Annotated in this window: 9 protein-coding genes and 3 pseudogenes; 8 read left to right on the top strand and 4 right to left on the bottom strand. The window is 63.3% G+C overall.

Features of this window, described 5'->3' with window-relative positions; all coding sequences use genetic code 11:
- Window positions 1–234: 234 nt before the first annotated feature.
- Window positions 235–1263 (top strand): NAD(P)-dependent alcohol dehydrogenase, encoded by a 1029-nt coding sequence (locus tag AC1DCM_RS23925; RefSeq protein WP_477519964.1) that lies wholly within the window; start codon window positions 235–237, stop codon window positions 1261–1263.
- Between the two features lie 357 nt (window positions 1264–1620).
- Here the strand turns inward: AC1DCM_RS23925 and AC1DCM_RS23920 are convergent.
- A pseudogene (locus tag AC1DCM_RS23920) lies at window positions 1621–2115 on the bottom strand (transposase); the annotation flags it as partial.
- Window positions 2116–2239: 124 nt separating this feature from the next.
- Between AC1DCM_RS23920 and AC1DCM_RS23915 the strand changes: the two are divergent.
- The 7 genes and pseudogenes from AC1DCM_RS23915 to AC1DCM_RS23885 all read left to right on the top strand — a co-directional run.
- The gene (locus AC1DCM_RS23915) at window positions 2240–3460 is read left to right on the top strand and encodes a tyrosine-type recombinase/integrase (protein WP_477519963.1); all 1221 of its coding nucleotides are present in this window, start codon (window positions 2240–2242) and stop codon (window positions 3458–3460) included.
- Window positions 3457–4398, top strand: coding sequence for a tyrosine-type recombinase/integrase (locus AC1DCM_RS23910; RefSeq protein WP_477519962.1), 942 nt, complete (start codon window positions 3457–3459; stop codon window positions 4396–4398). Before AC1DCM_RS23915 ends, AC1DCM_RS23910 begins: the two co-directional genes overlap by 4 nt.
- Window positions 4395–5357, top strand: a complete 963-nt coding sequence (locus AC1DCM_RS23905) for a tyrosine-type recombinase/integrase (protein WP_477519961.1) — start codon at window positions 4395–4397, stop codon at window positions 5355–5357. Before AC1DCM_RS23910 ends, AC1DCM_RS23905 begins: the two co-directional genes overlap by 4 nt.
- Window positions 5358–5410: 53 nt before the next feature.
- A complete protein-coding gene (locus AC1DCM_RS23900) occupies window positions 5411–6682 on the top strand; it encodes a tyrosine-type recombinase/integrase (protein ID WP_477519960.1) in 1272 nt (423 codons plus the stop codon).
- On the top strand, window positions 6679–7647 hold the full coding sequence (locus AC1DCM_RS23895; RefSeq protein WP_477519959.1) for a tyrosine-type recombinase/integrase: 969 nt from the start codon (window positions 6679–6681) through the stop codon (window positions 7645–7647). The genes AC1DCM_RS23900 and AC1DCM_RS23895 overlap by 4 nt, the downstream gene beginning before the upstream one ends.
- The gene (locus AC1DCM_RS23890) at window positions 7644–8687 is read left to right on the top strand and encodes a tyrosine-type recombinase/integrase (protein ID WP_477519958.1); all 1044 of its coding nucleotides are present in this window, start codon (window positions 7644–7646) and stop codon (window positions 8685–8687) included. Before AC1DCM_RS23895 ends, AC1DCM_RS23890 begins: the two co-directional genes overlap by 4 nt.
- Window positions 8688–8815: 128 nt before the next feature.
- Window positions 8816–9019: pseudogene (locus tag AC1DCM_RS23885) on the top strand (tyrosine-type recombinase/integrase); the annotation flags it as partial.
- A 78-nt stretch (window positions 9020–9097) separates the two neighbouring features.
- Here AC1DCM_RS23885 and AC1DCM_RS23880 read toward each other — a convergent pair.
- The 3 genes and pseudogenes from AC1DCM_RS23880 to AC1DCM_RS23870 all read right to left on the bottom strand — a co-directional run.
- Window positions 9098–9868: pseudogene (locus AC1DCM_RS23880) on the bottom strand (IS256 family transposase); the annotation flags it as partial.
- Window positions 9869–10510: 642 nt separating this feature from the next.
- A complete protein-coding gene (locus AC1DCM_RS23875; protein ID WP_477519957.1) occupies window positions 10511–11497 on the bottom strand; it encodes a phosphotriesterase family protein in 987 nt (328 codons plus the stop codon).
- A 103-nt stretch (window positions 11498–11600) separates the two neighbouring features.
- Window positions 11601–12434: a fumarylacetoacetate hydrolase family protein gene (locus AC1DCM_RS23870; protein WP_477519956.1), complete on the bottom strand. Its 834-nt coding sequence runs from the start codon at window positions 12432–12434 to the stop codon at window positions 11601–11603.
- Between the last annotated feature and the right edge of the window lie 91 nt (window positions 12435–12525).

Raw genomic sequence — 12525 nt, 5'->3', positions numbered from 1 at the left:
ACGGCGTTTGGATATTGCACCCGGATGCGCAAATCTACCAATCATGTGTTTGGCAATGCAAGACCATCCAAGACTTGCCCCGACTTACAATCCTGTCGATGTTGGACTTTTCCGAAAGATTCTGGCATTTGAAGTATGCAACGAAGGGGTAGTGAGGCCAGGAAAATCTTCAGTGGTCAATCGACCATTTGTTTGTTAGCGTAGTTATCACGGACCGGACAGTGAGGTAGGACCATGAAGGCGCTTCGTCTCCACAGTTATCAGCAAGCACCCTCGATCGACGAGATCGACGAGCCAACGATTTCCGGACCGTGGGACGTGATCGTCGAGGTTGGGGCTGCCGGTGTCTGCCGCACTGATCTGCACATCATCGAGGGACAATGGGAGTCGATTCAGAATCCCGACCTTCCATATACCCTCGGACATGAGAACGCTGGATGGGTGCGAGAAGTCGGCAGCGCCGTAGACAATGTCCAACCGGGCGACTTGGTAATTCTGCATCCACTCGTCACGTGCGGGCTCTGCGCCGCGTGCCGCATCGGTCAGGACTCGCATTGTGAACGTGCGAGCTTCCCCGGCATTAACGCTGACGGCGGGATGGCCGAGTTGATCCGCACAAACGCGCGGGCCGTGGTCAAATTGGACTCTTCGCTCGCTCCGAGCAAAGTGGCGGCCTTGGCGGATGCCGGCCTAACCGCTTACCACGCGGTCAGGAAGGCCGCACCCGGACTCTTCCCCGGCACTCACGCGGTCGTCTTCGGTGCCGGCGGGCTCGGCCACATCGGGGTGCAGGCTCTTGCTGCGATCACCAGCGCCGAGATCACCGTCGTTGACCGCAGTGAGTCGGCTCTTGCGCTGGCGAAGTCGCTTGGAGCGCACCACACTATCCTGGCTACGACAGACAATGAGGTGAAGAACGGGGTGCGGGAGATCACTGGGGGCGGGGCGCACGTCGTCTTCGACTACGTCGGGGAATCCGGGGCTGAGAAAATTTCCCCGCAGCTGCTACGTAATCGGGGATCGCACTACGTGATCGGCTATGGCGGCGCAATCGATCTACCGACGATCGAGGTCATCTCGAAGGAGATCAGTGTCATCGGGAATCTGGTCGGCACTTACACCGATCTGGTCGAGTTGATGACGCTTACGGCCAACGGCCAGGTGACACTCCACACCTCAGAGTATCCACTCGATGCAGCGCTCGATGCGTTGGACGATCTCCATCGTGGACGCGTCGTCGGCCGTGCCATCCTCGTGCCCTAGATGAAATGAAGCGTGATGGGCCGGGTCCCGACAGGACTCGAACCTCGCTTCAACGAGGTCGTGCATTGCCGGTTCCCGTTTCCGCTCGGAGGTGGGGCGGGGCTTCCAAAACCACATCATTTGAGTCGCGTGGCTCGCCGTCGGGCTGGTGCCGGAATGCCCGCCGCCGTGGTTCGGGTAGGAACAGGCAGCGGAGGGATGGATAGGCGCGTGCCGTCACGGCCACTTGTGAATGGGTTCGAAAGCGTGGAGGGGACACTCGCCCGGTAGGCGACGCGACTATGTACGAGCGGCAATCGGCGGTTACGTCCCGCGGAGTGGTGGAGTTTCTCGACACCGTGCAGGTCAGTTATCTGATTATGCTGCAGTGAGTTCGGGGAGCAAAATCGCCTCCTCGATTGGTTCGGTGATGGCCGCATCCATGGCTGCGAGTTCGGTCATGGAGGCTTCGGAGAGGTAGCGGCGGTCGCCGGCTTCCCATTCGTCGTGTTGCTCGACGAGGACCGCGCCGGCGAGCCGGAGGAGGGCTGCCGGGTTGGGGAAGACCCCGACGACATCGGTTCGCCTTTTGATCTCTTTATTCACTCGCTCCATGGGATTCGTGGACCAGATCTGGCGCCAGTGTTTGGCGGGAAACCCGGCGAATGCGAGTACGTCAGCCCGTGCGTCATCGAGCATCGCCGCTAGCTTCGGGTGGGACTTCTGGAGCATCCGGGTGACCTCCTCGAACTGGGTGTTGACGTGCCCGGCGTCGGGCTGGGTGAAGACGGTGCGGATGATCGAGGCGACCATGTCTTGGGATCCCTTGGCCACGGTCGAGAGCACGTTGCGCATGAAGTGGACATTATGCCGACCTGCGGATTATGCCGATGTGGCTGCGGGGTCCTTTGCGGGGCAGGGGTTTCGTGCTGGCGAGGTCGGCATAATCCAGTGAGCTGATCCATGCTTGCCTTTCCATCGTGGAGAGGAGAGCGTCATGGTCAAAGTGTTGCGGTCATTCGTGCGGGGGCCGTTGGAGCCGCACGTTGCGGGGTTCGCCGAGGAATTGCTCCGACAAGGGTATACGCGGTCCTCGGCCGAGCAGCATGTCTGTTTGATCGCGCATCTGGACCGTTGGATCGAGGCGGCGGACATCGCTCTTGGCGATCTGAACGGGCCGCTACTTCAGCGTTACCTGGCCGAGCGGCGTGCCGCTGGTTATCGGGAATATCGGTCAATGAAGGCATTGCGGCCGCTGCTGGATTACTTGCTTCCGCTTGGCGTGCTGCCTGTTCCGCGGGAGATTCCGCTGGGACCGGTGGATGAGTTGTTGGCCGATTTTCGGGGCTGGCTGCTCCGTGAGAGGGGCCTTACCGAGGGCACCGCGCGCGGCTATGCCGACTGCGTTAGGCCGTTTGTCGCCAATCGCTTGCGCGGTGGTGCGGTCGAATTTTCCACCCTGACCGCAGCTGATGTCACCGGGTTCGTGCGGTCTGCTTGTCCCGGGCGGGCCGTCGGGTCAGCGAAGTTGATCGTGTGCTCGTTGCGGTCGCTGCTGGGCTGGTTGCATGTCACCGGCCAGATCCCGGTGTCGCTGGCCGCCGCGGCGCCGTCGGTGGCGGGTTGGCGGCTGTCAGGCTTACCGAAAGGGCTCGAGCCTGCCGAACTGCGGCGCTTGCTGGCTGGCTGCGATCGGCGCACCGCGACCGGTCGGCGCGATTTCGCGGTGATGCTGCTGTTGGCGCGGATGGGCCTGCGCGCTGGCGAGGTCGCCGCTCTCGGATTGGACGACATCGATTGGCGCCACGGCGAACTCGTTATAGTCGGGAAAGGCAACCGGTCCGAAAGATTGCCGCTGCCCGATGAGATCGGAGCTGCGATCGCGGCATACCTCGGCCGGGGCAGGCCGGCCGATGCCGAGGGACGCAGCGTGTTCGTGCGCGTTCACGCCCCGCACCGGCCGTTGACGACCAGCGGGGTGACGATGATCGTGTTCGACGGCGCACAACGCGCCGGGCTTCCCAGGATGCACGCCCATCGGCTGCGCCATACCGCGGCCACCGCGATGCTGCACGGCGGGGCCCCGTTGGCCGAAGTCGGGCAAGTCCTTCGGCATCGGTCAGCGATGTCCACGGCGATCTACGCCAAGGTCGACCACGCAGCGCTGGCCGTGCTGGCCCGTCCCTGGCCCGTCGACCCGGCCGGTGTTGTGTCATGAGCCGGCTTCTGAGTGAGGAATTGGCTGACTACCTGGCGCTGCGCCGTGCGCTGGGTTACCGGTTGGCCCGAACGGAGAAACTGCTGGGCCAGTTCCTTGAGCATCTAGAGCGGGCTGGCGTGGACGTCGTCACGACCGAGACGGCGCTGGACTGGTCGCGGCTGCCTGCCAACGCAGACTCGAACTGGCATGCCCATCGGTTGTCCGTGGTTCGCGGCTTCGCCACCTACCTGCGGACCGTCGATCCGGTGCATCAGGTCCCGGCCGCGGACTTGCTGCCGCAGCGCCCGCACCGCGCCAGCCCGTACTTGTATTCCGACGCTGAGATCGCCGGGCTGATCGCCGCGACGGCCACGCTGCGCACCCCTTTGCGGCGGGCCACGTTCTCGACACTGATCGGTTTGCTTGCCGTGACACGCATACGCGTCGGCGAGGCGATCGCACTGAACCGAGATGACCTGGACCTCACAGCACGGCGGCTGCTGGTGCGGTTTGGGAAGTTCGGTAAGACCAGAGCTCTGGAACTGCACCCAACAACAATGGAGGAGCTGCGCGGCTACCAACGGCTGCGTGACCGGGTTGCCCCGTCGACCGGGACACCTGCTCTGCTCGTGTCCACTGCCGGAACCCGGCTGATCTACTGCAATGTCCACCACACATTCAAGCAGCTGGCCCGTCTTGCCGGTCTCCGACGGCGATCCGGGTCGTGCCGGCCCCGCATCCACGACCTTCGGCACTCCTTCGCCGTCCGGTCGATGCTCGACGCCTATGCAGCAGGCCAGGACGGGCAGGCCCAACTGACGCTGCTGTCCACCTGGATGGGTCACGTCCATCCGGCCAGCACCTACTGGTATCTATCCGCATCGCCGGAGCTTATGGCCCTCGCCGGGCAACGCCTCGACGCATACCTCACAGACCAGTCAGCAGGCCGGCCATGAGCGCACTCGCCCCGACTCTGGAAGCGTTCTTCACCGACCGCCTTATCCGGCAGCGGCACGCCAGCGCACACACAGTTGCCGCCTACCGCGACACCCTGCGTCTGCTGCTCGGATACGCCTCGGCACAGACGAGGCTCGCACCGTCGGCACTGGATCTATCCGACCTCGACGCACCCTTGATCGCTGGCTTTCTCGATCACATCGAGCACGAGCGGGGCAACAGCATCCGCACCCGCAACGCCCGTCTGGCCGCGATCCACTCCTTGTTCCGGTTCGCCGCCCTGGCCCACCCCGAGCACGCCGCCAGCATCGCCCGCGTACTGGCGATCCCGCCAAAACGCTTCGACCCGGCCCTGATCACATACCTGAACGAGGCCGAGATCAACGCTCTTCTCGCCGCCTGCGACCCAACCACCTGGACCGGCAGACGCGACCACGCTCTGTTGCTGCTCGCCGCCCAGACCGGGCTACGGATCTCCGAAATCACTGGGCTCACCCGCGCTGACGTGCATCTGGGCCCCGGAGCGCACGTCGCCTGCCACGGCAAAGGGCGCAAAGACCGGATCACCCCGCTGACCAGCGGCACCATCACCGTCCTCCGCGACTGGATCAAAGAACAGCACGGCGAGCCCAACGAGGCCTTGTTCCCCACCCGCCGGGGAGCGAAGCTCAGCCACGACGCGATCGAGCACCGAATAGCGCACTACGCCAGCAAAGCAGCCGCTGCCTGCCCATCGCTGCACGCCAAAACGATCACAGCACACGTGCTCCGGCATTACGTGGACGGCTGGGTTATGTGGCTGGTTGGGTGTTTCCGCTGGTGGGGGCGTTCGTGGGGCTGGTTCCGTCCACATAATCCTGGGTGTCCGGGTCAACGTCCTGGTTCAGGTCCGCGTCTTCAACCCTGGTGGGGGTTCCGCGCCTGTTTTCCATGCCGGGAGGCCATCGCTATCCCTTGAGCGCGGCGAAGAATTGCCCTGTCTGTTCACCGCTAGCAGAGAGGCCGATTCTTATGGAAACATCAGACATTCGCGAAGCGTCAGGGCGGGTGATCGCCGCGTTGATGGCGGCGGACAGGTCGCGCACAACGATCAAACGCCACGCGGCGGAGTTCAACGCGTTCGCCGGGTTTCTCGAGGCCCGCGGCCAGGGGCTCCCCACTGAGGCGGACTGCCTCGATTTTGTTGCCGAGCGGTCCGGGTCCAGACTTGGCGCCCTGCGCGAGCCAACTCGCTCCAGGCATGCTCAACTCGCACGCCGGCCCCTGATCCTCCTGATGGAGGCCCTGGACGGGGGCCTCCCTCAGGTGGGCCAGGCCACGACGCCGCTGATCGAGAACTGCCCAGCACGTTTCCGCGCGGTCAGGGACGAATACCTCGCGGCGTGCCGGCAGCGGGGCAATGCCGAAGCCAGCGTCGTGACGAAGCAACGCGCCGCGGACCAGTTTCTCGCCTACCTCGAGGAGGTCGGGCGGGAAACCCTCTACCAGGCGCAGGCCCAAGATTTGGCCGGGTTTTGGGTCCGGCGTCAGCGCCGGAGGTACGCCCCGAAAACCACTGGCTCGCTGCGTTCGGCATTGGCCGATTTCCTGCGCCACTTGCACCAGGTAGGGCAGGTCCGGGAAGATCTGGCCGGTCGGCTGCCGCCCCAGCGCTATCCTCGGCGGGGTGAGTCGGCCCCGTACCCGTGGACGGCTGAGGAGGTCCGCCTGATCTTGGACCAGATCGATCGGCAATCGGCCATCGGGAAACGTGACTACGCGATGGTCATACTGACCGCCCGGCTCGGTTTGAGGGTCGGCGACCTGCGTCGCTTGGAACTCGGATGGTTCGACTGGCGGGCAAAGACCGTGGCGTTTTCGCAGCACAAGACCGGTCTGCCGTTGACACTGCCGCTGCCGGGTGACGTCGGGTGGGCTGTGATCGATTACATCCGCCATGGACGGCCCGAAGCAGACTGCCGGCAGGTGTTCGTGAAACACCGCTACCCCTTCACAGCTTTCGGTTCGTCCACCTCCGCGGGTAGCCGGCTGTGCTACTACGCGCGGCGGGCCGGGATGGTGTTCCCGGCGGGGCGGTCGCACGGCCTTCACTCGCTGCGCGGCGCCTTGGCGGTGGCGATGCTCCAATCCGATACGCCCCCGCCTGTTGTAACGGCGGTTCTGGGCCATGCGTCGGCCAAGACGACGGCCGCGCACTACTTCAGACTCGACACCGAGCACCTGCGTGGTTGTGCCCTCGACGTTGAAGATGTCCTGGACGCGGGGGAAGGGGCGCAGCCGTGAACGCGCCGACGCTGCCCGCCCTGGTTGACACCCTGGTCGCCGCGCGCCGCGCCGGCGGGTTCCGGTATAACGGCCAAGAGCGGGTGTTGCGCCAGTTCGCCGATCACTCCCGCCGGGAAGGATACGCGGATGGCTCGATCATCCAAGAAGCTGTCGATGGATTCCTCTACGGCCGCCATCTCAAGGCGTCCACCATCCGCCGCGAGGAGATCGTCTTGCGCGAGTTGGCCGAACACGCCCGCCAGTTCGGCTGGCAAGCGTGGGCACCACCGACCCTGACACACGTGAAGACGGCCCACCGGCCGCCGCCGTATGTGTTCAGTGACGACGAGATCCGCCGCCTCTTCCACGCTATCGACGCCCAGGCGCTCTCGGAGATCTCGAACAGGGCGCTGGTCGACCCGGTGCTGTTCCGGGTGTTCTACGCAACCGGGATGCGCCTGTCAGAAGCGCTCAGTCTGGAACTGTGCGACTTCGACCCGGTCCGCGCCACCATCGAGGTGCGCGACGGGAAGAACCACGAGAACCGTCTCGTGCCCGTCACCGGACGCCTCGCCGCCACCCTGGAAAGCTATATCGCGGCCGCCGAACCCCACTTCGAACCCGCCCACAAGCTGTTTCACACCGGCGACCCCTCCAAACCGGTTGATAAGTCCACGGTTTACAACAGGTTCCGCCGCTACCTCTCCGACGCCGACATCCCCCATTTCCGGGGTGGCCCGCACATCCATTCGCTGCGCCACGGCTTCGCCGTCCAGAACCTGCGCCGATGGGCGGCCGGCGGCGTGGACCTGGCGGTGATGCTGCCTTACCTGTCCGCCTATATGGGTCACGCTGACTTGCGCGGGACGCAGTATTACCTCCAGTTGACCGCGGACGCACGCCCGGAGGTCGTCGCCATGACCCAGGCCAGGTTCGGTTACGTCATCCCGGACCCGGCCGCGACGGAAGGCGCTGAGCGATGAGACGCGTCAACCAAGGCGGCGGGGATCTGGCCGGCAAATGGCTTTCGAAGTTCCTCATCGACCACCTGGCTGGGGAGCGGGACCTGTCCGCCCAGACCATCGCATCCTACCGAGACGCGGTCAAACTGCTGCTCACCTGGTTCCGCGACGTGGAGGGAACCCCACCCGAAAAGCTGAGCCTCGCGGACCTCGACCGGGTCCGGGTACTCACCTTCCTGGACTGGCTCGAAGCCGAACGGGACAACTCCGCGGCGACGCGCAACCAACGTCTCGCCGTCATCAAATCTTTCGTCCGGTACACCGCAGTCGAGCGGCCAGAGTTCCTCAATCAAGCCACCCAAATCCTCGCCGTTAAGCAAAAGAAGACTTCGGCCCCCGACATGGGCCACCTCACTGCAGACCAGGTGAAAGCCCTTCTGGCCGCACCGGACCCGGCCACCGGGCGTGGGCTGCGTGACACTGTCCTCCTTTCCATGCTCTACGACACGGCCGCCCGCGTCCAAGAGATCTGCGACCTGAACACATCCGACATCCGCATGGCCCGCCCCATGGTGGTGACGCTGCATGGCAAAGGCTCCAAAACCAGGCGGGTCCCGCTGATGGACCCCACAGCCAGGCTCGTGACGGACTACCTCGCCCGTCGCCCTCCCCACCCCGGCGTCGGTGCAGACTCAGACCCGCTATTCAACGGGCCAAACCAAACCCGATTGACCCGTTGGGGCATCACCAAAATCCTCGCCAGACACGTCCAATCCCTGCGCAGCCGCGACTCCGGATATGCAGCGGGCCTGAACGTAACTCCGCACGTGATCAGACGAACCCGGGCGATGCACCTGCTTCAAGCCGGAGTCAACCTGATCTACATACGGGACCTGCTCGGACACTCCGACGTGTCCACCACCGAGATCTACGCCCGCGCCGACACGGAGGCAAAACGCATTGCCATCGAAAACGCCTACCAGTCGCTGACGCCAGTGTCCCTGCCGGACTGGACGAGCGACCAGGATCTCCTCAAATGGCTCGACCGCGCCTGTCAATAACACCCAGGATTATGTGGCCGGATCCAGGCCCACGAGCGCTCCCCCAGCGGAAACACCCAACCAGCCACATAACCCAGCCGTCCACGTAATGTCGGTTATGTGGAGTTCCACATAACCGGCACACCTGCGCCATGCGGCTGCTGCACGCCGGCATCGACACCAGCGTAATCGCGCTCTGGCTCGGTCACGAAAGCGTCAACACCACGCAGATCTACCTACACGCCGACCTCGAACTCAAGGAGAAGGCACTTGCCAGAACCAAACCACCCACAGGCCGAGCGGGCCGATACCAGCCACCCGACAGCCTTATCACCTGGCTCGAAGCGCTCTGATTATGCCGACCTCGCCAGCACGAAACCCCTGCCCCGCAAAGGACCCCGCACCCACATCGGCATAATCCGCAGGTCGGCATAATGGACCCGGCAGCGCTGCCAGGCCGCGCCCCGGAAGACCGTTCCGATGGCTTTTTTCAGTCCGGTGTGGGCATCGGAGATGACCAGCTTCACGCCGTCCAGTCCGCGGGTCTTCAGCGACCGCAGGAACGCCGTCCAGAACCCCTCGTTCTCGCTGTCGCCGACGTCAAAGCCAAGGACTTCCGGGCGCCCGTCGGCGGCGACGCCGAAGGCGACCACGATGGCCTGGGACACGACTCGGTGCCCGACGCGGGCCTTGCAATAGGTGGCGTCGAGGAACACGTATGGGTAGCCCATGGCCGAGAGGTCCCGGTCCCGGAATGCACCGACTTCGTGGTCAAGATCCTCGCAGATCCGAGACACTTCGGACTTGGAGATCCCGGTGTCTGCACCGAGTGCCTTGACCAGGTCATCGACCTTACGGGCGGAGACCCCGTGCAGGTAGGCCTCCATCACGACCGCGTAGAGGGCCTGGTCCACGCGACGGCGCCGCTCCAGCAACGCCGGGAAAAACGACCCGGACCGCAGCTTCGGGATCTTCAGGTTCAGGTCCCCCGCGGTGGTCGTCAACGTCCTTGGCCGGCTGCCGTTCCGTTGGGCAGTACGGTCCTCGGTGCGCTCGAACGGGGCGGCGCCGATGAACGCGGTCGCCTCCGCATCGATGAGCTGCTGGTACAGCGTTTCCGTCGCGGAGCGGATCCTGTCCGAGACATCGGTGAGTTTCAGTTGGCCAAGGAGGTCAAGCAGGGCAGACTGGTCTAGAGCCATCGTGTGTTTGTGTCTTTCTGTGAGTGACTTTGATCGGTACTCACTGACCATCGCACGATGGCTCACTACGTTGCCCAGGCAACGCGCAACTGCGGAGAACTACACCATTCCAGGGGACGTAACCCAATCGGCCGGCGGCGCCCCACAATGCCTACGCCGGCGCCACCCTCCAGCGCGGACGACGCGAAGTCTTCGAAAGAACACAAAAAGAGCGTTCCAAACAAACCCGCCTTCGCGCGTTCCCTCCCCGCCCTCTTGACAAGAGATCCTACACATCCAGCCGTCGAGTGGGCTGGGCCCCGGATCTCCAAGTAGATATTCTTCGGTGCCCGGATCATCGGACGTCCGGGCGAACGGGTCCGGCTCTGCGCCGCATGATCAGTATGGCCTGAATGGAACCTGGACCTTGCCAGCTACCCAACCAAATCCCTCCATCATCCATGGTCTACTGTGGAATTGCGTGCGCTTCGTATCACAATTCCCATTGCTTGTACCTACGGCGTTTTTCTGAGAATTCCCGACCACAGGCCTCCCCCGGTCCAGCCATTGCTTGTCCTAGCAACGAAGCATTTTGCACTTACTACGGACCAAGCCCCGCCCCGTCTTGGCTGATTCCGCCAGACCAGGTGGGGAGGGCATGCGCTAGAAGTTTTCTCGTCCGCCCGAGAGGACGGTCGCGGGGTTCACGTGCGTCATCAGGTGCAGATCGTCCTCCGAAATTCCCGCATTCTTCAAAGCACCAATAGCGGTGCTTGGCACGTACGACAGATTCCAGTCCGGCAGATGCTCGGTGAAGTAGTGGTCTGAGATGACGTCGCTCCAGGAGACCGAGTCCGCGGAAAGCACCATCTTGGATGCGTAGCCGAGGCGACATAGCTCTGCCACTGTTTCGACGCGTTGCGAGATTGTAAGAGCGGGACGCCCCGGCATCGTGTAGCCGAACCGGTCCATACCGAGAAAAGAGCCCCGGTCTGCAAGAGCTGTGAGATAGCTAAGATCCGTACTGTCGCCACAGTGACCGATTATCACGTAACGGAGATCGACGCCTGCATCAGCAAAAACGTTCTGTTGTTGAAGACCCACCTGGTTGCCCGCATGAGTGTGGGTGCAGATCGGAGCGCCTGTGCGCAGGTGAGCCCGCGCCGCGGCCAGCAAGAGTCGCGCATTCGTCTCGTCCACGACCGGGTCGGAGCCGGTTTTGATTATCCCGGCCTTGATGTCTGTGCCGTCCATACCCACTTCGATGTCATGAACAAACAGGTCGGCCAGACGGTCGGGATCGATACCATCTGTGGCGTCCCCAACCACTCCCTGAAGATAGAGCGGCAGTGGTTCGTGCGGGTGAGCCCCGGTCGCGGCGACGATGCTCACGCCGGTGAGGCGGGCAACTTCTGTCAATAGCGATAGATCTCGTCCCATGTTGGGCGTTGTCATGTCCACGATCGTCTCGACGCCGAGGCTTTTCGCGCGTGAGACCTTTGCTGCAACGTCCGCTACGGCGGCTTCCCGGTCAAGCAGGTGTGGCCATCGCTCATACATGCCAACCGAGAGCATGAACAAATGTTCATGCATGAGAGTGAAGCCAATCGATTCTTTCTCTACGGGCCCTTGAATCGTGCGGGCGCTCATGACAGGCCGAACGGCTGGCAGTGGACGGCGTTGCTGGGTCCGGCCAGGCGGAGGGGGGACCTGAGTTCCAGAGTGGGGATTAGCACGGCTAAACCTTCCTGTTCTATGCAGTGATACGAGTGCAGGGGTTGGAGAGGGAACCGATGCCCTCGATGGTGGAGGTGAGACGCTGGCCTTCGCCCAAGTAACGAGGGGGCTTTTGGGCAGCGCCGACTCCGCCGGGGGTGCCCGTAGCAATTACATCGCCCGGGACGAGCGTGATGAATTGACTGATGTAGGACACGATCTCCGCCGGGTTGAAGATCAACTTCGAGGTCCGCGACTTCTGCACCACATCGCCGTCAACATCGCATCGCACTTCGAGGTCGCGTGCGTGATCGATCTCGTCTGGCGACACGAGGTGTGGCCCGATTGGAGTCGATGACTCGAATGTCTTTCCCTGGAGATATTGCGAGGTGCGAATCTGCCAGTCGCGCATCGAGACGTCGTTGACAACGGTGTAACCGGCAATGGAATCCCAACTTTTTTCGACAGGGGCATGGCGTACCTGACGGCCTATGACGATGCCGAGTTCAATCTCCCAGTCGACCGCGGAGGAAGAATCTGGAAGCGCCAGGTCATCGAACGCGCCTATGAGACTCCGCGAGTATTTGGCGAACAGGGTGGGGAACTCCGGGATCGACTGTCCAGTCTCCGCCGCATGGTCTCGGTAATTCAGGCCTACGCAGACAATCTTCTCGGGATGCGGTACCACGGGTGCAAGATCCACCTGGTGTTCGTCGAAGACCAGCCCTAAGTCGCTTTCCGCGGCATTCCGCCAGTCCTGGCCCGATTCAAGGACGCTTCGCACGTCCGGATATGGCAGGACATAATACAGCTCGTTCTCTACTCGGGCTGCAGCGGTACCGCCGTCTAGCCTGATCGTTGCAAGTCGCATTTACTGCTCTCCTATTAGTGCTGCCCGCCGGTCTGAGGGCGGACGTACAAGTGGGGCCACCCCGGCTATTACCGGCTGAACGTTGGTTTGT

It is taken from the genome of Paenarthrobacter sp. 10N417, assembly GCF_056394745.1.
This window is presented reverse-complemented; position numbering and strand designations above follow the sequence as displayed.